The organism is Adlercreutzia mucosicola DSM 19490 (assembly GCF_000422625.1).
Classification (GTDB): domain Bacteria; phylum Actinomycetota; class Coriobacteriia; order Coriobacteriales; family Eggerthellaceae; genus Adlercreutzia; species Adlercreutzia mucosicola.
Window position 1 is genome coordinate 190,563 of sequence record NZ_AUGK01000005.1, and the last position, 22,869, is coordinate 213,431.

General features: G+C 67.1%; 16 protein-coding genes. 6 read left to right on the top strand and 10 right to left on the bottom strand.

Going from position 1 to position 22,869, the window contains the following annotated elements; genetic code table 11:
• Nucleotides 1–217: 217 nt before the first annotated feature.
• From G503_RS13485 to G503_RS13495, 3 genes are all read right to left on the bottom strand, one after another.
• The gene (locus tag G503_RS13485) at nt 218–760 is read right to left on the bottom strand and encodes a C40 family peptidase (protein ID WP_051190872.1); all 543 of its coding nucleotides are present in this window, start codon (nt 758–760) and stop codon (nt 218–220) included.
• 272 nt (nt 761–1,032) lie between these two features.
• Nucleotides 1,033–3,147 (bottom strand): NAD-dependent DNA ligase LigA, encoded by a 2,115-nt coding sequence (ligA, locus tag G503_RS13490; protein WP_035021617.1) that lies wholly within the window; start codon nt 3,145–3,147, stop codon nt 1,033–1,035.
• 105 nt (nt 3,148–3,252) lie between these two features.
• Nucleotides 3,253–3,792 (bottom strand): HdeD family acid-resistance protein, encoded by a 540-nt coding sequence (locus G503_RS13495; RefSeq protein WP_051190873.1) that lies wholly within the window; start codon nt 3,790–3,792, stop codon nt 3,253–3,255.
• 237 nt (nt 3,793–4,029) lie between these two features.
• Between G503_RS13495 and G503_RS13500 the strand changes: the two genes are divergently transcribed.
• Nucleotides 4,030–4,950 (top strand): NAD(P)H-hydrate dehydratase, encoded by a 921-nt coding sequence (locus G503_RS13500; protein ID WP_051190874.1) that lies wholly within the window; start codon nt 4,030–4,032, stop codon nt 4,948–4,950.
• Here G503_RS13500 and G503_RS13505 read toward each other — a convergent pair.
• Together G503_RS13505 and glmS are read right to left on the bottom strand one after the other, a co-directional pair.
• Nucleotides 4,938–6,779: an ATP-binding protein gene (locus tag G503_RS13505; protein ID WP_051190875.1), complete on the bottom strand. Its 1,842-nt coding sequence runs from the start codon at nt 6,777–6,779 to the stop codon at nt 4,938–4,940. The two genes, G503_RS13500 and G503_RS13505, sit on opposite strands and share 13 nt — an antisense overlap.
• Nucleotides 6,780–6,803: 24 nt before the next feature.
• Entirely contained in the window at nt 6,804–8,651 is a 1,848-nt protein-coding gene (gene glmS, locus G503_RS0103520) for a glutamine--fructose-6-phosphate transaminase (isomerizing) (protein ID WP_028026489.1), read from the bottom strand.
• Nucleotides 8,652–8,801: 150 nt separating this feature from the next.
• On the opposite strand from glmS, the gene acpS reads away from it, so the two are divergent.
• Nucleotides 8,802–9,356, top strand: coding sequence for a holo-ACP synthase (gene acpS, locus G503_RS0103525; RefSeq protein ID WP_235715481.1), 555 nt, complete (start codon nt 8,802–8,804; stop codon nt 9,354–9,356).
• Between the two features lie 74 nt (nt 9,357–9,430).
• Here acpS and pheT read toward each other — a convergent pair whose 3' ends face one another.
• The 3 genes from pheT to G503_RS0103540 form a co-directional block, all read right to left on the bottom strand.
• A complete protein-coding gene (gene pheT, locus G503_RS0103530; protein WP_028026491.1) occupies nt 9,431–11,881 on the bottom strand; it encodes a phenylalanine--tRNA ligase subunit beta in 2,451 nt (816 codons plus the stop codon).
• Nucleotides 11,882–11,896: 15 nt separating this feature from the next.
• Nucleotides 11,897–12,958 (bottom strand): phenylalanine--tRNA ligase subunit alpha, encoded by a 1,062-nt coding sequence (gene pheS, locus G503_RS0103535; RefSeq protein WP_028026492.1) that lies wholly within the window; start codon nt 12,956–12,958, stop codon nt 11,897–11,899.
• A 403-nt stretch (nt 12,959–13,361) separates the two neighbouring features.
• Nucleotides 13,362–14,534 (bottom strand): coiled-coil domain-containing protein, encoded by a 1,173-nt coding sequence (locus G503_RS0103540; protein WP_028026493.1) that lies wholly within the window; start codon nt 14,532–14,534, stop codon nt 13,362–13,364.
• A 288-nt stretch (nt 14,535–14,822) separates the two neighbouring features.
• On the opposite strand from G503_RS0103540, the gene G503_RS13510 reads away from it, so the two are divergent.
• The 3 genes from G503_RS13510 to recN are packed head-to-tail and all read left to right on the top strand — an operon-like array spanning nt 14,823 to nt 17,199.
• Nucleotides 14,823–15,116 (top strand): hypothetical protein, encoded by a 294-nt coding sequence (locus G503_RS13510; protein ID WP_035021618.1) that lies wholly within the window; start codon nt 14,823–14,825, stop codon nt 15,114–15,116.
• Nucleotides 15,117–15,118: 2 nt separating this feature from the next.
• Entirely contained in the window at nt 15,119–15,565 is a 447-nt protein-coding gene (locus tag G503_RS0103550) for a hypothetical protein (RefSeq protein ID WP_028026494.1), read from the top strand.
• A gap of 11 nt (nt 15,566–15,576) precedes the next feature.
• The gene (recN, locus tag G503_RS0103555) at nt 15,577–17,199 is read left to right on the top strand and encodes a DNA repair protein RecN (RefSeq protein ID WP_028026495.1); all 1,623 of its coding nucleotides are present in this window, start codon (nt 15,577–15,579) and stop codon (nt 17,197–17,199) included.
• Nucleotides 17,200–17,407: 208 nt separating this feature from the next.
• Here recN and G503_RS13515 read toward each other — a convergent pair whose 3' ends face one another.
• Nucleotides 17,408–18,907 carry a polysaccharide deacetylase family protein gene (locus tag G503_RS13515; RefSeq protein ID WP_051190877.1) on the bottom strand — a complete coding sequence of 500 codons (1,500 nt, stop codon included), beginning with the start codon at nt 18,905–18,907 and terminating at the stop codon, nt 17,408–17,410.
• A 374-nt stretch (nt 18,908–19,281) separates the two neighbouring features.
• Complete coding sequence (uvrB, locus tag G503_RS0103565) at nt 19,282–21,399, bottom strand: excinuclease ABC subunit UvrB (RefSeq protein WP_051190898.1); 2,118 nt, start codon at nt 21,397–21,399, stop codon at nt 19,282–19,284.
• Nucleotides 21,400–21,729: 330 nt separating this feature from the next.
• On the opposite strand from uvrB, the gene G503_RS0103570 reads away from it, so the two are divergent.
• Complete coding sequence (locus G503_RS0103570; RefSeq protein WP_028026497.1) at nt 21,730–22,866, top strand: YeiH family protein; 1,137 nt, start codon at nt 21,730–21,732, stop codon at nt 22,864–22,866.
• The last annotated feature ends 3 nt before the right edge of the window (nt 22,867–22,869 follow it).

Consider the following 22,869-nt stretch of genomic DNA (forward strand, 5'->3'; position numbering starts at 1 on the left):
ACCAGTTACTGAACTGGCATTTTCCCGCAATTTGAAGCCTCGCTGCCCCGAAAATGGCGAATTTGTAAAAAGTGAAAATCTCTCGGCAGCGCGCCGTTTTCGCTGATAAACGGGGTCATTGATTGGGAAAACGTCCCTTGAAGCCTGATTCAAGGCGGCCCGTGAAAGCCAAGGGGCCGGCAGCCGCCGAGACGCCATGGAAGCCGGCGGCGCGCCCCTAGGCGATCAGGCGCTTGGCGAAGTCGGGCACGAAGTACTCCATGGTCTGGCGCACGATCTGCCCCCGTCCCGTGGAGGCGTGGATGTACTCCCCGTCGCCCGCGTAGATGGCCACATGGTAGACCCCCGAGCCCGAGCCCCAGAACAGCAGGTCGCCGGGCATGAGCCCGTCCATGGGCACGCTCTCGCCCATCGCGCTCTGCTCGGCGGCCGTGCGGGGCAACTCGATACCTAAGGCCTGCTCGTACACCCAGCGGGTAAATCCCGAGCAGTCGAAGCCCGACGGCGTGGTGCCGCCGTACACGTAGGGCACGCCGCGCAAATCCATGGCCGTGCCAATCACCGCCTCCCGACGGCCGGCCCGCTCGCGCTCGGCGGCGCGCTCGTTGGCCGCATCGGCCAGCGAGCCCACGTAGTCTTTGATCTCGTCGGCAAAGGTGCCGATCTGAGAGAAGGGGCTTTCCGCGGGCGTCTCATCGGCACGGGCCTCGCAAGGAGCCGAAACCACGACGGCGGCGGAAAGGGCGCAGGCGAGCGTCAAGGCGCGGACCTGCTTGAAAACGTCTCTGTAAATAACCATGGCGGCGAGTCTAAAAGACGCCCGCGGCCATTCCAAGGCCCTCCACAAGGGGCGCGCGAGATGCCGACAAGCCGCCCACGTTCACTTCGCAGCTTCGCCACCTCAGATTCGCAAGCCGTTCATGACGCCTCCGCAACATCTTCACGACCAACAGGAAACGCCCTGGTCAAGGGCGTTTCTCTGACTGATATGGTCAACGATCGCGCCTCACCCGGGGTGCGCGGCCCGCACCCCTACACCTCGCGCGGCACTTCGCCCGTCTCCAGCAGGTGCAAAAGCGCTGCCTCGTCCAGCACCGGCACGCCCAGGCTCACGGCCTTGTCGTACTTCGAGCCCGCCGCCTCGCCGGCCACAACGAAGCTCGTCTTCTTCGACACCGAGCCGGACACCTTCGCTCCCATGGCCTTCAGGCGCGAGGCGGCCGCATCCCGGGTCATGCCGGAGGCCGCCAAAGTGCCCGTCAGCACGAAGGTGAGCCCCGCCAGCACCTGGGGCACCACCTCGCCGGGCTCCAAGTCCTTTTCGGCCATGGTCACGCCGGCGGCGCGCAGGCGCTCGATCACCGAGAGGTTGTCGGGGGTGCGCATGAACAGCCACAGGCCGTGGGCGATCTTCGGGCCCACGCCGTCGATGGCGGCCAGCTCGTCTTCGCCAGCCGCCGCTAGGGCGTCCATGGTGCGCAAAACGCTCGCGATGGCCTCGGCCGTGGTCTTGCCCACGTGCCGGATGCCCAAGCCGAACAGCATCCGCGCGAAGGGACGCCCCTTCGAGGCCTCGATGGCGGCCACGAGCTTCTTGGCCACGGTATGCCCCAGGCGCACCGGCTCGCCATCGGCCTTCACGCGGCCCATGTCCAAAGAGGCCAGCTCCTCTTCGCTCAAAGAATAGTAGTCGGCCACATCCGACACGCGCCCGCTCTCCACCAAACGGGAGACGATCTCCTCCCCCATGCCGTCGATGTCCAGAGCCCCGCGGCTCGCCCAGTGCAGCAGTCGCTCCAGGGCCTGGGCCGGGCAGTCGATGGAGATGCAGCGGAAGGCCACCTCGCCCGCGTCGCGCACCACGGGGCTGCCGCAGCTGGGACACACGCTCGGCATCTCCCACAGGCGCGCCTCGGGACTGCGCAGCGACAGCACCGGGCCCAGCACCTCGGGAATCACATCACCGGCCTTCCGCACGATCACGGTGTCGCCGACGCGCACGTCCTTGCGATGCACCTCGTCCAAGTTGTGCAGCGTCGCCCGGGCCACGGTGGACCCGGCCACCACCACCGGCTCCAGCTCGGCCACCGGCGTGAGCGCCCCGGTGCGGCCCACTTGCACGGTGATGTCGCGCAGAAGCGTGGTCTTCTCCTCGGGCGGGAACTTGAAGGCGATGGCCCAGCGCGGAGCCCGGGCGGTGAAGCCTAAGGCCCGCTGGCGGGAAAACGCGTTCACCTTCACCACCACGCCGTCGATCTCGTAGGGAAGCGCGTCGCGCCGCTCGATAGCCGTACGACAGAAGTCGCGCACCTCCTCGGCGCTCTCGCACAGCCTCACGTCGGGGTTCACGTGGAAGCCCGCCTCGCGCAGCCACTGGAGCAGCTCCCACTGGCCGTCGACGGTCAGGGCGCGCTCGTCGGCGATGGCGTACATGAAGGTGGACAGGTCGCGGCTCTGGGTGATGCGCGCGTCCTTCTGGCGCAGCGAGCCGGCGGCGGCGTTGCGGGGGTTGGCGAAGGGCTGGCGCCCGTCGCTGACGGCGGCGGCGTTCAGCAGCTCGAAGCTCTTCTTGGGCATGTACACCTCGCCGCGCAGCTCAAGCGCGTCGGTGCCGGGCGCGATGGCGGCCCGGGCCTCCTCGCGCAGGCGCAGGGGCACATCGCGCACGGTGCGCATGTTCACGGTCACGTCCTCGCCCGTGGTGCCGTCGCCGCGGGTGGCCGCCCGCACGAGCAGGCCGTCCTCGTAGGTGAGCGCGATGGAGCTGCCGTCGATCTTCAGCTCGCAGCACAGTGGCGGCAAGCTTCCCCCACAGGCTTCGCGCACCCGCTCCATCCACGCGTCCAGCTCGCCTAGGTCCATGGCGTTGTCCAGGGAGTACATGCGCTGCTCGTGCACCACGGGCGCGAACTGCTCGCCCACGTATCCGCCCACGCGCTGGGTCGGCGAGTCCGGCGTGACCAGCTCGGGATGGGCCGCCTCCAAGGCGCGCAGGTCGGCCATGAGCGAGTCGAAGGCCCCGTCCGAGATGGTGGGGTTGTCCAGGGCATAGTACTGGTAGCTGTGGTGCTCGATCTCGCGGCGCAGAGCGGCGATGCGGGCCGCCGGATCGTCCGCGGAAAACAGCGAGTCCTGACCTTGGGTCATGGTGCATTCCTTCCGTCAAAAAGGGGCCCGGACGAATCCGGGCCCCGAACATTCGCATTGCCTATAGTACCACGCGACAGGCGGCCGCGCGGGCCGGCGCCGCGCCTAGTGGTTGTGGACGATGCGCACGGTGGCACGGGGCATGGTGACGCCCCACACGGCCATCTGCACGCCGCGCACCATGAGGAAGAACCCGAGGAACAGCGCGAAGGTGCCCGGCGCCACGATAAAGGCGAAGCCGCACAGAAGCGACGCGATGCCGGTGAACAGCACCCAGCCCCAACCGGGCAGGTCGCGGTCGAGGCGAATGGCCGCCACGATCTCGAAGATGCCGTAGGCCATCACGAAGACGCCGAGCACCCACGGGATCACCACCGACGACACCAGCGGATGCACGATGAACAGCACACCCAAGATAACGTCGCACACCGCATAGGCTAAAGCCCAGCCGGTCACGCCCTCGGCCTTGCGGTACTTGAAGTAGGCGTAACCGTCTACGATGCCCGCGGCCAAAAGCATGCAGCCGGCGACGGCCGCCACGGCGACCAGGGTCAGCCCCGGCACCATCAGCAACACGAATCCGATTAGCACAAGGGCGATGCCCGCGGCGAACAGCCCCCAATTGCGTCCCGTCTTGATATCCATAGCTACCACGCTCCTTAACCCTGGCTGTATACTATGACGGCATACATTCTAGAAGCGCGACGCGCACCCGCATCGCAGGTCGGCCGCCCGTTGCTAACCGGATTGCGCCCCGTAAGCGGGGCGTTGGGCGGAAAGCGAGGAAGGTGCCGGGGCGCCGTCTCGGCAAGCGATGCCGCCCCCCCCCGGAGGGGCCGCCCGCATCCGCCCCGCGCTTCGCCGCCGCCCGAAGGAGATCCTATGACCGTACCCGTCGCACCATCGCGCCCCAACGCCTCCCTGGCGGCCCTGCTGCCCTTCCCCGCCGCCGACACCAACAAGTACCGCCGCGGCCACCTCTCCCTCGTCGCGGGCTCGGCTGCCTACCCTGGCGCCGCCTGCCTGGCCGCCGACGGCGCCACCCGCGCCGGGGCCGGCTACACCGAGGTGTTCTGCGCGGGGAAGGCCCTGCTCACGGTGCGGGGCCACCGCCCCTCCCTCGTGGCGCGCGACTGGCGCGCCTGGCACCCGGGCCGCCCGTCGCGCGGGGGCGGAAGCGGCGAGCATCCCCGGGCCTGCGTCATCGGCTGCGGGTTCGATACCGCCGAGGGCGGCGCTACCGCCAGCCTGCTCATGGAGACTCTGCGTGCCTGGGAGGCCCCGCTGCTCGTGGATGGGGGCGCCTTGGGGCTGCTGGCCAGCCCCACGGGCCTGCGGCTGGCCGCCGAGCGGGCCGCGAAGGGTCGCCCGCTTGTGCTCACGCCCCACGGCGGCGAGGCCGCGCGCCTGGCCGCGGCGGCGTCGTTGGCCCCCGACAGGGACGCTCCCGCCCTGGCCGCGGCCCTGGCCCGGGCCTACGGCGCCACGGTGGCCCTCAAGGGCCCGCGCACCTATATCGCCGATACGCGGGGCAACGTCGAAGTGATGGATCGCGGCACGGCGGCCTTGGCGAAGGCCGGCACCGGCGATGTGCTCGCCGGCATCATCGGCGCGCTTTTGGCCCAGGGCCTTTCCCCCGTCGACGCCGCGGCCCTCGGCTGCGCCCTCCACGCCGAGGCCGGCCGGGCCGCCGAGGCGGCGCTCTCGGCCCTCTGCGTCACCGCCGACGACCTGGCCGACTTCCTTCCCGCCGCCGTGCGCGCCCTCGCGGCCCCCGCCGCGGCCGGCATTCAGGAGCAGTAAGTCAGCCCCGCCACCGTCCGGGCCAGCGTCTTCAAGTCGATGGGCTTGGCCACGTGCGCGTTCATGCCGGCGGCCAAAGCCTCCCGCTCGTCCTCGGCAAAGGCGTTGGCCGTCATGGCAATGATGGGGATGTCCCGCGCGTCTTCCCGCTCAAGGGCGCGGATGGCCCGGGCCGCCTCGTGCCCGTTCATCACCGGCATCTGCACGTCCATGAAGATCATGTCGAAGGTGCCGGGCCGCGACGCGGCGAACTTCTCCACCGCCGCTTGGCCGTTCTCGGCGATCTCGCAGGTGGCCCCGTGCATACCCAGAATGGCCGCGATGATCTCGGCATTCAGGTCGTTGTCCTCGGCTACCAAAAAGTGCCGCCCGCCCAGGGCCGCATCGGCGTCCACCTCCACCGGCGCGGGCGCCCCTTCCACCCCCGTCCCGGCCGACTCATCCGCCGGCGGGAAGTCCAGATCGATGATGAAGGTGGAGCCGGCGCCCAGGGCGCTCTCCACGGTAATGGTGCCGCCCATGAGGTCGACGAGGTTCTTCGTGATGGCCATGCCGAGCCCGGTGCCCTGGATCTTGTTGGTCAGGCTCGACTCCTCCCGCGAGAACGAGTCGAAGATCGTGGCCAGGTAGTCCGGCGACATGCCGATGCCCGTATCCTTCACGATGATGCGCAGATGCTGCAGGCTGCCGCGGCGCTTGAGCGACCCGTCGATGCGAAACAGGATGCTGCCGCCGTCGGGGGTGTACTTCATGGCGTTGGACAGCACGTTCATGAGAATCTGGCGCAGCCGCCCCTCGTCGCCCACCAGGGCCTCGTGGGTGATGCCGGTCACCTCCACGGTGAACGTCTGGTGCTTGGCATTGGTCTGGGGCCGCATCATGGCCTCCACGCTGGCCACCACCTCGGGCAGGCGGAACTCGGCCGCGGCCAGGGTGGTCTTGCCCGATTCGATCTTCGACATGTCCAGCACGTCGTTGATCAGCCCCAGCAGATGCTGGCCCGACGTGGCGATCTTGCGGTTGTACTCCCGTACCGCCTCCGGATTCTCCGCATCGCGGTCGATCAGGGTGGAGAAGCCCAAGATGGCGTTCATGGGCGTGCGGATGTCGTGGCTCATCGACGAGAGGAAATGGCTCTTGGCGCGGTTCGCCTCCTCGGCGGCGGCCACGGAGTCCATGAGCTTCTGGCGGATATCGTAGTCCGCCGTCACGTCCACCAGCGAGTAGATCACCTTCTCGTCGCCGTCGAGCATCACCGGCTGGCTGGTGATGCGCAGCCACATGTTGCGCCCGAAGGCGCTGTTGAAGCACTGGAACTCCCACAGGTGGCGCTCATCGGGCGCCCCGGAATGCACGATGGCGGCCACCTTCGCGTAGGCCTCGTTAGAAGACAGGTCGTCGACGGCGAAGAACTTCGTCGCCGGCACCCCCAGGATGTCCTGGATGTTCTCGAACACCGCCTCCACCACGTTGTCGGCGCGGTCCACAATGAAGATGGCCGTGTCGATGTTGGCGCCGATCACCCGATAGATGTTCTGTACGTAGCGCTCGCCGCGGCGCTCGCGGCGGCTGCGGTACACTAAAAGCGCGGCGATGGCGCCCACGGCCAGCAGGATGGACCCCACCAAAATGGCCACCATGCGGGCCGTGACCCGCACGATGGCGGCGCCCTCGGCCTCGTCGTTGGGCATGATGGAGTCGGCCTGCACCACCAGTTCGTGGATGGTGGAGAAGTAGCGCAGGCCCGTGACGATGACCACCACGGCCAGCACAGCGACCACGGCCGCCACGGCCGCGAAGATGGCGCGGGAGTCGAATCGCTGCCTCATGGTCGCCGCAGGCCGAAGGGCCGGTTATTCCACCGTGACCGATTTGGCCAGGTTGCGGGGCTGGTCCACGTCGCAGCCGCGCAGCACGGCCACCTCGCGGGCCAGAAGCTGCAGGGGCACGCTGGCGGTGATGGGGCTGAAGGTGTCACGTACCTTCGGAATGTAGATCACGTGGTCGGCGTGCTTGACGATGTCCTCGTCGCCCTCCGTGGCCACAGCGATAATGCGGGCCCCGCGGGCGCGGGACTCCTGCAAGTTCGACACCACCTTGTCGTAGACGGCGCTCTTCGTGGCGATGGCGATGACGGGGAAGTTCTCGTCGATAAGGGCGATGGGACCGTGCTTCATCTCGCCGGCGGCATAGGCCTCGGCGTGCAGGTAGCTGATCTCCTTCAACTTGAGCGCGCCCTCGTAGGAGGCGGCGGCCCCCATGCCGCGGCCGATGAAGAGCGCGCTTTGCGCATCCATCATGGCCCGGGCAGCCTCTTCCACGGCCGGGCCGCAATCGGCCAGGATGCGCTCCACCTGCTCGGCGGTGTCGGCCAGCTCGCTGAACAGCAGCTTGATCTGGGCCGTCGTCAGCTCGCCGGCGGACTGCCCCAGCAGCATGGCCAGCAGCGTGAGGGACACCACCTGGCCCAGGAAGCTCTTCGTGGAGGCCACGGCGATCTCCTTGTTGGCCTTGGTGTAGATGACGCCGTCGGACTCGCGGGCCACGGGGCTTCCCACCACGTTGGTGATGCCGAACACCTTCGCGCCCTTCACGCGGGCGTCGCGGATGGCGGCCAGGGTGTCGGCCGTCTCGCCGGACTGGGACACGGCCACCACCAGCGTGGTCGGCGTGATGATGGGGTTGCGGTAGCGGAACTCGCTGGCCACCTCCACCTCGCAGGGGATGCGGGCCCAGCCCTCGATGAGGTTCTTGGCGATGAGGCCGGCGTGGTAGGAGGTGCCGCAGGCGATCACGTAGACGCGGTCGATGAGGTTCAGCTCCTCAGCGGTCATGTCCAGCTCGTCGATGACGAGGGACCCGCCGGACAGGCGGCCGGCCAAGGTGTCGCGGATGACCCGGGGCTGCTCGTGAATCTCCTTGAGCATGAAGTCGGGGTACCCGCCCTTCTCGGCCACATCGATGTCCCAATCCACATGGGTCGCCTCGGGAACGATGGCGTTGCCCTCCAGATCGAAGTACTCGATGCCATCGGGGGTCAGGCGCGCCATCTGGTCGTCGGCGAGCACCACCACATCGCGGGTGGCGTCGATCATGGCGATGATGTCGCTGGCCACATAGCTGCCCTGCTGCCCACGACCCACCACGATGGGGGAATCCTTGCGACAGGTGACGATGGTGCCCGGCTCGCCGTCGGCCATCACGGCCAGACCGTAGGCGCCCACCAGCCGCCCTACGGCCTCGGCCACCGCGGCGCGCAAGTCGCCGCTGTTCTCGGCGCGCATGCGCTGGTACGCCTCTTCCACCAAATGGGCCACCACCTCGGTGTCGGTCTCCGACTTGAACTGGTGGCCGCGGTCGATCAGCTCCTCGCGCAGCTCGGCGAAGTTCTCGATGATGCCGTTGTGCACCACGGCGATATCCCCGGCGCACGAGGTGTGGGGGTGCGCGTTGGCCTCGCTCGGTTTGCCGTGGGTGGCCCAGCGGGTGTGCCCGATGCCGCAGGTGCCGGTGAAGTCGAAGTGCTCCAGGGTATGGGCCAGCTCGGACACCTTGCCCTTACGACAGACCACCTCGATGGCCGCACCCTGCTGAATAGCCACGCCGGCCGAGTCGTAGCCGCGGTACTCCATGCGCGAGAGCCCCTCCACCAAGATGGGCTCGGCCGCTGAAGCTCCCGTGTATCCGACGATTCCGCACATACCTGTACTCCTTATCGCAAACGGCGGCCGCGCGCCGCCCTTCCTTTTGAAATGATTCGGTCTATTGTACCGTTGCACGGGCAGCCGCGCACCGGCTCGCCGCAGTTTGCTAGAATATATCGCAAATCTATCGATTCGAAAGGCGGCATCGTGGCGCGTTCCAAGAAATCCCAGGCCATTGTGGACGGCGCTCTGTCCATGGCCATCCCCGACGAGTCCGTGGGCCTCGGGGTTGACATCGTGGAAATCGAGCGAATGCGCAAGATCATCAAGCGCTCCCCCGCCTTCGTGGAGAAGATCTACTCCGCCGCCGAGCGCGCCTACTGCGACGAGCACGCCCACCCCGAGGTGCACTACGCCACCCGCTTCGCCGCCAAGGAGGCCGTGCTGAAGGCCCTGGGCACCGGCTTTTCCGGCGGCATCCATCCCTTGGACGTGGAAGTGCGCCGCACTGCAAAAGGGCGCCCCTACGTGGTACTCACCGGGCGCGCCCGCGAGGTGGCCCGCGAGCAGAACGTCCGCGAGATCCCCATCTCGCTGTCGTTCACCCACACCGACGCCGTGGCCTGCGCCATGGCCATCACCGACGAGTCCGTCGCCGCCCAAGAACGAAGGCGCGACCCCATGGAAGAACTCACCCGCCAGTTCAAGGAGGCCCGCACCTTCCTCGATGGCCTCCCCGCAAAAGAAAGCGGCCAGGCATAACCCTGGTCGCCCATTATTCTGCAAAGGTATCCTCGTCGGGCGGCCTGCGGTGCCGCAGGCCGCCCGAGCAAACTCTAAGCGCGAATCTCGGCGCCCGTGGCCTTCTCCACCTTGGAGACGAGCTTGGCGTGCACCTTCTCCACTTCCTCGCTTGTCAGCGTGCGGTCCGGCGCCCGGTAGACGAAGCTGTAGGCCACCGACTTCTTGCCGGCGCCCACGCGCTCCTCGTCGCGGTACACGTCGAACAGGGCCACCGATTCCAGCAGCTTGCCGCCGGCCGAGGTCATCACCTGCAGCATCTTCTCGTGGGTCACGTCCTCGCCCACCACGAAGGCCTGGTCCATGGCCACCGCCGGGTAGGTGGGCACGTCCACGTAGGGACGGGCCGATCGCGCGACGCGCACAAGCCCGCTCACGTCCAGCTCGAAGGCCACCACCGGAGCCGTGGCGCCGAATGCCTCCACCACAAGCGGGTGAATCTCGCCGATCCAGCCGAGCGAGGCTCCGTCGGCCATGATCTCGGCGGCGCGGCCCGGCTGCAGATGAGGGGCCTCCTCAGCCGTAAGGGCCTTGAAGCGCACCTTAGGGCACGCCAGCTCGCGGGCGATGTTCTCCAGCACGCCCTTGCCATCGAAAAAGTCGAAGGGCACCGGGCGCACGTTCCAACCGTCATCGCCCATGGCGCCGGCCAGCACGCCGGCCAGCTTCTTGCGCTCCTTGGCCTTCTTGCGGCCATCGGCGGCAGAAAACACCGTGCCGATCTCGTAGAGCTGGATGTTCTTCACGCTGCGGCTCTGATTGTAGGCCACCGAGCGCAAGAGCCCGGGGATGATGGACTGGCGCATGACCGACTGGTCGGCGTTCAGCGGGTTCAGCAGCTCCACGGCCAGGCCGAGGCCCTCGGCGGGCAGGCGCAGGCGCTCGATGTCGCCCGGCTCGGCGAAGGAGTAGGTCATGGTCTCGTTCAGGCCCGAGGCGCGCAGGGTATCGTTCAGGGTGCGCAGCGTCTCCTGCTCGGGCGTGCGCGCGCCCACGCGCTCGCGTCCGCCGGGCAGGGTGGGCGGGATGCGGTCCATGCCCCACAGGCGCAGCACCTCCTCGTACAGGTCGATCTCGCGCTCCAGGTCGGGACGGAAGGTGGGAGCCGAAACCGCCAGCACGTCGGCATCGTCGGTGGCCTCCACGGCACAGCCGAGGCGCACGAGGATGTCCTCGATGAAGTCGGCGGGAATATCGGCGCCCATCATGGCATTGAAGCGCCCGATGCGGAAGGTGAGCGCGCGGGCGGCGGCGGGCGCGCCGTAGACGTCCACCACGCCAGGGCGCACCGTGCCGCCCGACACCTCGGCGAGCAGAGCCGCCGCAGCCTGGGACACCAGCTCGGTCAGGTTCTCGTCCACGCCGCGCTCGTAGCGCATCGACGACTCGGAGATGAGCTTCAGGTTGCGGCTCGTGCGCGAGGTGCGGCCGTTGCAGAAGTCGGCGGCCTCCAACAGCACCGTGGTGGTCGCTTCGGTCACCTCGGTCTCTAGGCCTCCCATCACGCCGGCCAGGGCCACGGCGCGCCGCGGCGTGGCAATGACCGTCATATCCTCGGTCAGGGTGCGCTGCTCCTCGTCGAGCGTCGTCAGCGACTCGCCCTCGGTAGCGCCGCGCACGATGATGCGCACCTGCCCGTCCTCATCGGCCAGAAGATCGTAGTCGAAGGCATGGAGGGGCTGACCGTACAGGTACAGGATGTAGTTGGTCACGTCCACCACGTTGTTGATGGGGCGCCCCCCCGCCGCGCTCACGCGCTCGGCGAGCCAATCAGGCGACGGGCCCACCTTCACGTTGTCGATCACGCGGGCGGTGTAGCGGCAGCAGCGCTCCGGATCGGCCACGTCCACCGTCACCGAGGCGGCCACGTCCTCGCCGGCGGTCACGGCCGCCAGCTTCGCCACGTCGGCAGCGAGCGGGTAGGCGACCGGCTGCTGGTACATGGCGCCCACCTCGCGGGCCATGCCCACCATCGACAGGCAGTCGGGTCGGTTCGGGGTGATCTCCAGATCGAGCACCGTGTCGCCCGAGCCGATGACCTCAGCGATGGGCGTGCCCACCGCCGTGTCCTCGGGCAAAATCCAGATGCCCGAATGGTCCGATCCCAAGCCCAGCTCCCGCTGGGAGCAGCACATGCCGCAGCTCACGACGCCGCGCAGCTTCGACTTCTTGATCTTGAAATCGCCGGGCAGCACCGCGCCCACGCAGGCCACGGGCACCAAGATGTCCGCCGCGATGTTCGGCGCCCCGCAGACGATCTGCACCGGCTCGCCGGCGCCCACGTCCACGGTCACCACGGACATGTGGTCGGAATCGGGATGGGGCTTACAGGTGAGCACGTGCCCCACGACCACGCCCTCGAAGGCCTCGCCGGTCTGCTCGACACCCTCCACCCCCGTGCCCGTCAGATCGAGCTTGTCGCAGAACGCCTTCAAATCGCCCGGCACCTGCGTATACTCGGAAAGCCACTTCAAAGATACCTTCATAGCCTCACTCCTCTCCTAGAACTGACGCAGGAAGCGCATGTCGCCCTCGAGCAGCATGCGCAGGTCGGGCACGTCGTACTTCAGGCAGGCGATGCGCTCCACGCCCATGCCGAAGGCGAAACCGGAGTACACCTCCGCATCGATGCCGCTCATGGACAGCACGTTGGGATCCACCATGCCGCAGCCGAGAATCTCCAGCCAGCCGGTGTGCTTGCACATACGGCAGCCCTCGCCGTGGCACACCGCGCAGCTCACGTCCACCTCGGCCGAGGGCTCGGTGAACGGGAAGTAGTGGGCGCGGAAGCGCGTCTTGCGCTCGGTGCCGAACAGCTGCTTGCACATATAGTCCAGGGTGCCCTTCAAGTCGCCGAAGGTAATGCCCTTGTCGATGACGAGGCCCTCCACCTGGTGGAACTGCGGCAGGTGCGAGGGGTCGGCCACATCGCGGCGGTACACTTTGCCCGGGGCGATCATGTAGATGGGCAGATCCCAGTCCTCCATGGTGTGCACCTGCACGCCCGATGTCTGGGTGCGCAGCAGCACGTCGGACTCTCCGCGCACGCGGGCCGCATCGCCCGACAGATCGCGCACGTAGAAGGTGTCCTGCATCGAGCGGCTCGGGTGGTCGGCCGGCGCGTTCAGGGCCGTGAAGTTGTAGTAGTCGGTCTCGATCTCGGTGCCCTCGACCACCTTGTAGCCCAGGCCCATGAAGATGTCGGAGATCTCGTCCACGATGCCGTTGATTAAATGGCGCGTGCCCATCTGCTGGGCGCGGCCCGGCAGCGTCACATCCACAGCACCCGCGTCGATGGCGGCGGCCAGGGCCGCGGCCTCCAGAGTCGCCTTGGCGCTGGCCAAGGCCTCCTCCACCTCCACGCGGGCCGCGTTCACGGCCTTGCCCACAAACGCGCGCTCCTCAGGCGCCACCGATCCCATCGACCGCAGATAGCCGGTCAGGCTCCCGGCCTTGCCCAGCACTGCCACGCGCACCGCGTCGAGGGCCTCAAGATCGCCGGCGGCGGCGATGTCGGCCAGGGTACGCTCGCGCAGGGCGGCAAGCTCCTCTGCAATTGCCATAGCTGCTCTGCCTTTCTCGTTCTCCATCCAACAGAAAAAGCCCTCTCTCGTTCTTGGCCGGAGACGCGTCTCCGGAACCCAAGGACGAGAGAGGGCTCTCGCGGTACCACCTCGGTTGGCATCGCGTCGCGCCATAGGGGTCGCGTCGCCTCGATGCCCGCTCGTTGAGCTCGTTCACGGGAGCGAACCGTCGCCCCCTACTGGACCACCGCCGAATGCGGCCGCGTTCAAGGGCGCTGCTCGGAAGGGAACGGGTCTCGCGCCTTCGATCGGGCCCTCTCAGCCAAGGGGCCCTTCTCTGGTGATCGCGACCTGCGAGCCTTATCTTCGTCATCGCATGTAACAGCGTAGTATAGCGCAACTCCCCCGCAACGGGCCGAGAAATCCCCCGGACCGCCGAAGGCTACAGGAAGCGGTAGCTCACCGTGCGCAGACCCCAGGCGCGGCAGCTGGAGAAGCCGAAGGCCTTCCACACACCGGGCTGCAGGTCCAGCACGCGGCTGCCGCCGCCCATGCTGCCGCAGTCGTTCACCGTGGCGTAGACCGTCTTGCCGTTCCAGGAGATCTCCACCGTGCGACCGAAGTAGCTGCGGTAGTTGGGCATCGACATGGGCACGGCCACGCCCATGGAGTTGTCGTCGCAGACAGCGCCCGTAGCCGTCGTGCCCGGGTTGGGCGTGTAGGGGTCGGTGCTGCCACCGTAGGCCGAGGCCGTGCCGGACAGCCATCCGCCGCCGTTGTCGGAGCTGGACCCCGAAGAGGGCTTGTCGTCCACGTTGCCGGCATCGTCGTCCTGGTCGGGCTCGGGCTCCACCGGCTGGGGGTTCGGCTGCACCGGGGCGTCGTCGCCCACCACCTCCTGGCGATCCACCGTGTTGGCGCCCTCGGCGTTGGCCCCGTCGTTGGCAGCCGCCTCGGCCTGGCGCATGGCCTCGGCCTGGGCCGCCAGCTCCGCAAGGCGCGCTGCATGATCGGCCTTGGCCGCATCCAGCTGGCCCGCTGCCTCGTCCACGACAGCCTGGGCCTCGGCGCGCTTCTGATCCTGGGCGGCCAGGGCCGCTTCTTGCTCGTTCTTCTTGGCGTTCAGCGTCGCCGACGCCTCGTCGAAGGCCTGCTTGCGCTCTTTCTGACGCGCCACTTCCTCGGCCTGGAAATCCATGATCTGGGTCACGTACTCCATATTGCGCAGCAAATCGTCGAAGCTCTTCGAGTCGATGATCATCATGAGAAGGTTGGCTGAGCTGCCGTCGCGGTACTCGCCCACAGCCACTTCGCCGAGTAGCGCACGGCCCTCCAGCATGGCTTGCTGGGCCTCCAGAGCCGCGGCCGACGATTCGTCGATCTGCGCCTGCAGGTCGGCCACCTGGGCCGTCAGCGCATCGTAGTCGGCATTGATCTCGCCCATGCGCGTCTCGGCCTCATCCAACGTCGCCTGGGCCGCGTCCACCGCCTCTTGGCTGCCCGCGGCCGGCTCGGCCACCGCAGCAGCCGGCAGCACGCCGATGAGCGAGCAGGAGAGCAGCAGAGCCATGAAGGCTGCCAGCCAGCGCCGTCCTTGTCGTTGCAGATGTTCCAAGGTGTCCCTTTCGTTCCACCGTCATGAATGCGCCGGCGATTTGAGCATTCGCCCAAAGCCCATCGAGCGCATCGGCTTATCTTCCCGAAATACCCTGTCAGAGACAAGCCCTTCAGCGAAAAAGACATGACCCCGACCCTCTGCGATGGCCCCATACTACCACGACCTTCAAAATAATACAAATATTCGTTCGTGTTATTGTTGTATTTTGCGTTGGTGTCTTTTATACTGGCAGCAGCGAAACGGTCGTGCGGAACGACCCTATCCAAGCTATCCGAAGGAGGCTCCATGCACGCCATGGTCACCGCCCGCGTTCCCGTGGAAATCCGCGATCAGGTGAACGCCCAGCTGCGCGATATCGGCTCGTCGCCCACCGAGCTGGTCAACGCCGCCTACGATTACGTGCTGAAAACCGGCGAACTACCCGACGTGAACCGCGGCGATGCCCCGCTGCGCATCACGCTCACCGATGCCCAGGCCAACGAGCTGCGCTTCCGCCTGCGCCACGCCACCTGCCCGGTACCCGACTCGTTTTGGGAAGATCAGGCGGCCCTGCGCCGCGCCGAGGAAAGGAGGGGCTAGCTATGCGTCTGCTCATCGATCGCGACGTGCTCTTGGAATTCGTTGCCGAACACCAAAGCTCCGCCGAGGCCTGGAACAAGCTGCACGCCCTGGAGCTCACCGGCGCCGCCGAGCTGTGGGTGGTCGCCTCGGCTTACGACGGCCTGCGCCGCGCGCTGTCTGAGGCCCTTCCCGACGAGGCCGTGCGCGGCGCCCTGCGCTCCACCATGAGCTTTCTGTCGGTCTGCTCAATCGACGGTGTCGACGTGCGCTTCGCGCTCGACCACGTGGCCCTGCCCTACGAGAGCGCCCTCACCGAGTCCTGCGCCCGCAAGATTCAAGCCGACTACATCATCACGCGCTCAGGCGCCCTCGAGCTGTCCCGAGCCGTGCGCCGCGTTGAGCCCGAAGAGCTGTTCGAGGTGCTCGAGCACGAGCGCGATATCGTATTCGACCTGATCGACTTCTAGGAGAGCCGCTCATGATTGACGAGATTCACGTGCGCGACATCGCCCTCATCCGCGAGGCGGCACTGGCGCCCTCGCCGCGGCTCACAGTGCTCACCGGCGAGACCGGTGCCGGCAAGACGGCCCTTGTCTCGGCCTGCAAGCTGATCATGGGCGCGCGGGCCGACAGCTCGGTGGTGCGCGAGGGCGCGGCGGCCGCCGAGGTGGCCGGCCGCCTCTTCTCGGACGCCGATCCCGAAGGCGACATCGTCGTCAGCCGCAAGGTCAGCGCCGACGGCCGCTCGCGAGCCACGCTGAACGGCTCCATGGCCAGCATATCCGAATTGGCCCGCACCGTGGGACCCCTCATCGAGCTCGTCGGCCAGCACGAGTACCAGGCCCTGCTGAAAGCCGCTGAGCACGGTCGCATCCTCGATGGCTGGGACGACGCCACCGCCGCCGCAGCCGCAGACTATCGCGCGGCCTTCGAGGCCGTCGCCGATGCCCAGGCCGCCCTCGACGAGGTGCAGGCCCGGGCCCAGGCCTCATCGGCCCAGCTCGACGAGGCCCGCTTCGCCCTCCAGCAAATCGAGGCGGCCAACCCCCGGCCCGGGGAATACGACGAGGTGCGCGACTGGCTCTCCCGCGCCGAGCACGCCGAGGTGCTGGCCCGCAACTCTCACGGAGCGGTCGAGGCCCTCTCGGGCGATGGCGCAGCGCTCGACGCCCTCAATGCCGCCATCGCCCTCATCGACGAGGCGGCGCGGGCCGATGAGGGGCTTGCCCCCTACGCTCAATCTCTGCGCGAGACCTGCTTCGTCGTGGAAGACATTGCCCGCGATATGGCCGGTTACTGCGACGACATCGATTTCGACAGCGCATCGCTCGCCCAGGCCCAGGAGCGCCTCGGCACGCTCACCGGTCTTGTGCGCTCCTTCGGCCCCACTATGGACGAGGTGTTCGCCCGATGGGACGAGGCGAGCCACCTCGTATCGGCCGTCGACGATGCCGATGAGCGCCTAGCAGCCGCTACGGCGGCCCTGGAGGCGGCAGAGGCGGCACTCGCAGAGGCGGCCCGAGCCTACGACGATCGGCGCGCCGCGGCGGCCCCCGCCTTCTCCCAGGCCGTGGGCGAGGTACTGGCCCAGCTGGAGATGGGCGGCGCCGAGCTTATCTGCACGGTAGAGCCCCTCCCCCGCGAGCGCTGGGGCCGCGGAGGATCGGCCGATGTATCCTTCGCGTTCAAGCCCGGCAAGGCGATGCAGCCGCGGCCCTTGGCCCGTATCGCCTCAGGCGGCGAAATCAGCCGCGTCATGCTGGCCATCAAGGTGGTGCTCGGCGCCAAGGACGGCACCGAGACCCTTATCTTCGACGAGGTGGATGCCGGCGTCGGCGGCAGCACGGCCAATGCCCTGGCCGCCGTGCTCGCGCGGCTGTCCGAGAGCCATCAGGTCATCGTCATCACCCATCTGGCCCAGGTGGCCGTCATGGCCGATACCCACTATGTGGTCAGCAAAACCACAGGCGATGCCCCCGAGACCACCCTCGCCCCCGTTGCCGGTGACGACCGCGTGGCCGAGATCGCCCGCATCCTCTCCGGCAGCGCCACCGCCGCCTCCCTCGCCCACGCCCGCGAAATGCTCGAAGCCCACGCCTAGCCCGCACCTCAGAGGCACCCCGCAGGAGAGGGCTCTAGCCCTCTCGACCCATACACGGATCCCGCGTCCCGCGACCCCGTAGGGGAGGGCCTCAACCCTCCCTCAGTCCGCAAACCCGCACGGAGCACCCTCTCCCCCGCCCCTTCCAACCAAAAAAAAGGGACCCGGCCAAAACCGGGTCCCCCAAGCGCACCTTGTTCAACAAAACCTACTGCCCCTGGGCCTCCTCCAGCGACTGGGCGATGGCCTTGGCATCGTCGTAGGCCAAAAGCTCGTCGATGGTGACGAACTTGAAACCCTGCTCGCGCAGGTAGGGCAGCGCGATGCGCAGGGCCTCGATGGTCTGGCTGCGCGGGCCGCCGCCGTCGTGCATCAGGATGATGTCTCCGGATTTCGCGCTCTCGATGCGCTGGGCGATGGCGTCTACGCCGGGGCGACGCCAATCCTCAGTGTCCACGTTCCAGCCGATCTCAGAGGTCACATAGGGCTGCAGGTTCCAGATGATGTCGCCGTGGTAGTTGCCGCCCGGCGAGCGGAACGCCTTAGAGGCCTCGGCGCCCGTGGCATCGGCGATGGCCTGCTGGCCCTTCTGCACTTCCTCGATCTGCTCCTCAGGCGTCTGACGCGTCATGTCCACCCCGCGGCCATCGCCGGCCGAGGCATGATCCCAGCTGTGAGTGGCAATCTGATGGCCCGCCTCAACCATTTTCTTCATCGTTTTCGGCTGATCGGCAATCTGACGTCCGATGGTGAAGAATGTCGCTTTCGCCCCATTTTCCGCCAGCACGTCCAAAAGCTCACTCGTCGTGTCCCAAGGGCCGTCGTCGAAGGTGAGCGCCACAACCTTCTCGTCGCCCGGATTGGCGTTGTACTGGAGGTACACGTTGTTCTGCACGGGCGTGACCACTTCTTCCACCACCGTGCCCGACACCTTGCCCGTGCGCTTCTCAGTCTTGCCCTTCTCGCCGGGAACGTACACGTGGATGGCGCCCTCGCCCAGCTCGGCGCGACCGGGCTCAGTCTCGATCACCTCCACGTCGTACTCCTCGGTCACATCCGTGCCGTCGACGATCTGCACGGTGTCGCCCTTGTGCAGGGCGGTCTTGGGATCGGTGATCTCATTGCCGTTGATCGTGCCGCTGAAAGCCGTGCCGCCGCCCTCTTCCAGCACCGCGCCGTCCACCGCCAGCAGATTGCCGGCCTTCGGGCTCACCACGCCATCGGCCACAATGTCGGCCGGCGAAGTACCCTGGGACACCGTGCGCGTCATGCCGTTCACGGTGACATTGAATGTGGGAGGATTCAGATAGAGATAGGCGCCCACGCCGCCGCCCACGACCAAGAGGGCCAGCAGAACGAGCGAGACGATGCCCGCCTTCTTCTTGTTGCTCTTTTTCTTGTAGCGATCCTGATCGGCGTAGGGCGACACCACGGCACCCGCAGCGCCGGGGGCCATCACCCGCGGACCAGCCGCAGACGCATAACCGTCATAGCCGCCCTGCTGCTGATAGCGCGAGCCGTACTGGGGCTGAGTCGGAGCGCCCGAAGGCTGCGAGGGATCAACGTCCAGCGGCCCGCTCGCCGCCGCACGCCGCCTCGCCGCGGCGGCCTCCTGCTGAGCAGCACGCTGCGCCTGCGCAGCGCGCTGCTCGCGAGCGGCCCGCACGGCTGCCTCGGCAGCCGCGGCAGCACCAAGGCCCTCGTTCACTCCCCTCGAGACAGCGCCTCCCGCCGAGGGCGGAAGCGGCGCCGACGAGCCAGGTTGGCCCCCATGGCGCGGCGCGGGCCTCTGCTGATGACGGGGATTGTTGCGGGGGTTGTTCGATCCCCTCGAAAGGGGCGCTGAATGTCGGGGCATGGTAGTTCCTCCACTGGCGGCAACAAAGTGCCGCGTACTGCCAAATCGTGAATAAGGCGATTATAAGCGCAAGAGCGGCCCGTGGTCTGCTCCACGCCCTTACATTTCCGTAAAGTTCGCAATACGCATTATCTTCACGAAACTTGAACGCACGGCCTTTGGTCGGCAAGCCCCCGCCATCGCGGGCCAGCGACGGTAGAATGCCCCCTCCGAAGCCTCCGTCCCTAGGCGCCGCGGCTGCTGCCGTAGGCGGCGTGCTTGCGGTTGCCGTAGGCGCTTCCCTTGCGGGCCGACTTCTTCAGGTCCTTCAGCACGTCGTCCTCGGACTTGTCCTCCACCGAGCTTTTCAGCTTCACCACCTGGTCGCGCAAGCGGGCCGCCTCCTCGAAGTCCATATCGCGGGAGGCCGCCGCCATATCGTCCTCCATGGAGGAGATGATGCGCAGCACCTCTTCGCGGGACAGCTCGGCCAACTCCTTGTTCACCTGCTCGGCCGTACTTCCCTCCACGTCCTCGGTGATGAAACCCATGATGTCGTTGATGGCCTTGCGGATAGTCTGGGGCTCAATGCCGTGCTCGCTGTTGTAGGCCATCTGGATCTCGCGGCGCCGGCGCGTCTCGTCGATGGCGCGGCGCATGGAGTCGGTGATGCGGTCGGCGTACATGATGACCTGGCCCGACACGTTGCGGGCCGCGCGCCCGATGGTCTGAATGAGCGAGCGGTGGTTGCGTAGGAAGCCCTCTTTATCGGCATCCAGGATGGCCACAAGCGACACCTCGGGAAGATCGAGGCCCTCGCGCAGCAGGTTGATGCCCACGAGCACGTCGAACTCGCCCCGGCGCAGATCGCGCAGGATCTCGGTGCGCTCCAGGGTAGCGATGTCCGAATGCATGTAGCGCGCCTTCACCCCCTGGTCGAGCAGGTGGTCGGTGAGGTCTTCGGCCATCTTCTTCGTGAGCGTGGTGATGAGCACGCGCTCGCCCCGGGCGGCCCGGTCCTTGGCCTCGTCGATGATGTCGTCGATCTGGCTCGAGCTCGTGCGCACGACGATCTCGGGATCCAGCAGGCCCGTGGGGCGGATGACCTGCTCCACCTGGGCCAGGCTCACCTTCTCCTCGTAGTCGCCCGGCGTGGCCGACACGTAGACGAACTGGGGGATGCGCTCCTCGAACTCATCGAAGCGCAAGGGGCGGTTGTCCAGGCAACTGGGCAGGCGGAAGCCGTGCTCGGCCAGGGTGATCTTGCGGGAGCGGTCGCCCTCGTGCATGCCGCGGATCTGCGGCACCGTGACGTGGGACTCGTCGATGATGCAGAGGAAGTCCTTCGGGAAGTAGTCGATGAGCGTGTAGGGGGGCTCGCCCGGCGCCCGTCCGTCCAGATGGCGCGAGTAGTTCTCGATGCCCGAGCAGAATCCCATGGTCTCCAGCATCTCCAAGTCGTAGTTCACGCGCATCTCCAGGCGCTGGGCCTCCAAGAGCTTGCCCTCCTCCTTGAACTGCATGAGGCGCTCGCGCAGCTCGTCTTGGATAGTGACCAGGGCCTTGTCCATCTTCGGCCGCGCCGTCACGTAATGGGACGCCGGCCAGATGGGCAGCGCCTCGTAGCTGCTCAGCACCTCGCCGGTGACCTGGTCGATCTCGTCGATGGACTCGATCTCATCGCCCCAGAACTCGATGCGGATGGGGTGGTCGGCGTAGGGCGGGAACACGTCGAGCGCATCGCCCCGCACACGGAAGGTGCCGCGCTTCTGCTCGTAGTCGTTGCGATCGTACTGGATGTCGATGAGCTCGTGGATGACCTGGTCACGATCCATCTCCTTCTCTTTGTCGACGAACACGGCCATGCCGGCGTAGTCCATGGGGCTGCCGATACCGTAGATGCACGACACCGACGCCACCACGATGACGTCGCGGCGCGACAGCAGGGCCGAGGTGGCCGCATGGCGCAGCTTCTCCACCTCCTCGTTGATGGAGGCGTCTTTCTCGATGAAGGTGTCCGAGGCGGGCACATAGGCCTCGGGCTGGTAGTAGTCGTAGTAGCTGACGAAGTACACCACGGCGTTGTCAGGGAAGAATTCCTTCAGCTCGGCGGCCAGCTGGGCCGCGAGGGTCTTGTTCGGCGCCATGACGAGCGTGGGCTTCTGCACCGCCTCGATGGTCTTGGCCATGGTGAAGGTCTTGCCGGAGCCGGTCACGCCCAGAAGCGTCTGGTAGCGCAGCCCCTCCTCGATGCCCTTTGCGAGCGCTGAAATGGCCTCGGGCTGATCGCCCGACGGCTCGAAGGGCGAAACCACCGTAAACGGCGTGCCCGCCAGGCGCACCTCGGGAAGCTTGCCGGCCATCTCGATGCCCTCGATATTGGAAAGATGAGTGGACACGGGCCCCTCCTCTCAATGAGAATCAATGTAAGGGGAACAGTTTAGCACCTTCCCAAAGAAATGAACAGATGTTCGTAAATATTACTTGCGTCTCTCCATTCATGACCGTCTTTCTTCCCCTACAAGAGCCAGCGCCCCAACTTGCCAAGATGCTCGACCTCGTCAATCTATTCTCCCATGGGCTTCGCGCCGCGTCCACCGCTCGCTCCCGGTCGGCGCGGGAACCCCGGCTCGGACGGTGCTATACTCAGCAATCGCCGTTGAGGCACCGGATGGGAAGACAAGGAGGCATTTATGGCAAATCTGAGGAATGCGATGCCCGGCATCGGCGTCTGCGCGGCCATCGCTGTGCCCTGCTGGTTTCTCGGCGAGGCGCTGCCGGTCGTCGGCGGTCCGGTGTTCGCCATCCTCGCGGGCATGGCCATCGCGCTTCTGTGGAAGCAGCCGAGCCGCAGCGCGGTGCAGGACGGCATCGCCTTCACGGCCAAGAAGGTGCTCCAGTACGCCGTCATCCTGCTCGGTTTCGGGCTGAACCTGGCCCAGATCGCCGCCGTGGGCGCCGAGAGCTTGCCCATCATAGCCTCCACCATCGCCACGGCGCTCATCGTCGGTTACATCCTGTACAAGGTGCTGCGCATGGACTCGGCCATCGCCACGCTCATCGCCGTGGGATCCTCCATCTGCGGCGGCAGCGCCATCGCGGCCACGGCCCCGGTCATCAAGGCGAAAGACGAGCAGGTGGCCCAGGCCATCTCAGTCATATTCCTGTTCAACGTCATCGCGGCGCTCATCTTCCCCACCTTGGGAAGCGCGCTCGGCATGTCCAACGAGGGCTTCGGCCTGTTTGCCGGCACCGCTGTGAACGACACCTCCTCGGTCACCGCCGCCGCGGCCGCCTGGGACGGCATGCACCCGGGTGCCAACGCGCTCGACGACGCCACCATCGTGAAGCTCACGCGCACGCTCGCCATCATCCCCATCACGCTCGTGCTGGCCATCGTAATGGCACGCAGGGAGAACGCCGCGGGTACGGCGGCAGCCGGCGCGCCCGCAAGCATGCTCGGCTCGGCCGATGCGGCGACAGACGACCCCGCCATCGGCGCTGCCCCCGCCGCGCCGGCTCCTACCGGCAACAAACCCCTCGGCAGTTTCTCGCTGAAGCGCGCCTTACCCACTTTCATCCTGCTCTTCCTGGCGGCGTCGGTCATCACCACCGTCGCCGTGGCCGCCGGCGCCGACGTGGCCGCGTTCGCTCCCCTGAAGACCTTGAGCAAGTTCTTCATCGTCATGGCCATGGCCGCCATCGGCCTGAACACCGACCTCGTGAAGCTGGTGAGAAGCGGTGGCAAGCCCATCCTCATGGGCTTTATCTGCTGGGTCTGCATCGCCGCCGCCAGCCTCGCCATGCAGCACACGCTCGGACTGTGGTAGGAG

What these genes read in the sequence shown, in the direction of transcription:
- ligA (WP_035021617.1), bottom strand. Translation starts at nt 3,147, where the DNA reads ATGACCCAAGGTCAGGACTCGCTGTTTTCCGCGGACGATCCGGCGGCC.
- G503_RS13495 (WP_051190873.1), bottom strand. Translation starts at nt 3,792, where the DNA reads ATGGATATCAAGACGGGACGCAATTGGGGGCTGTTCGCCGCGGGCATC.
- G503_RS13500 (WP_051190874.1), top strand. Translation starts at nt 4,030, where the DNA reads ATGACCGTACCCGTCGCACCATCGCGCCCCAACGCCTCCCTGGCGGCC.
- G503_RS13505 (WP_051190875.1), bottom strand. Translation starts at nt 6,779, where the DNA reads ATGAGGCAGCGATTCGACTCCCGCGCCATCTTCGCGGCCGTGGCGGCC.
- glmS (WP_028026489.1), bottom strand. Translation starts at nt 8,651, where the DNA reads ATGTGCGGAATCGTCGGATACACGGGAGCTTCAGCGGCCGAGCCCATC.
- pheT (WP_028026491.1), bottom strand. Translation starts at nt 11,881, where the DNA reads ATGAAGGTATCTTTGAAGTGGCTTTCCGAGTATACGCAGGTGCCGGGC.
- pheS (WP_028026492.1), bottom strand. Translation starts at nt 12,958, where the DNA reads ATGGCAATTGCAGAGGAGCTTGCCGCCCTGCGCGAGCGTACCCTGGCC.
- G503_RS13510 (WP_035021618.1), top strand. Translation starts at nt 14,823, where the DNA reads ATGCACGCCATGGTCACCGCCCGCGTTCCCGTGGAAATCCGCGATCAG.
- G503_RS0103550 (WP_028026494.1), top strand. Translation starts at nt 15,119, where the DNA reads ATGCGTCTGCTCATCGATCGCGACGTGCTCTTGGAATTCGTTGCCGAA.
- recN (WP_028026495.1), top strand. Translation starts at nt 15,577, where the DNA reads ATGATTGACGAGATTCACGTGCGCGACATCGCCCTCATCCGCGAGGCG.
- uvrB (WP_051190898.1), bottom strand. Translation starts at nt 21,399, where the DNA reads ATGGCCGGCAAGCTTCCCGAGGTGCGCCTGGCGGGCACGCCGTTTACG.
- G503_RS0103570 (WP_028026497.1), top strand. Translation starts at nt 21,730, where the DNA reads ATGGCAAATCTGAGGAATGCGATGCCCGGCATCGGCGTCTGCGCGGCC.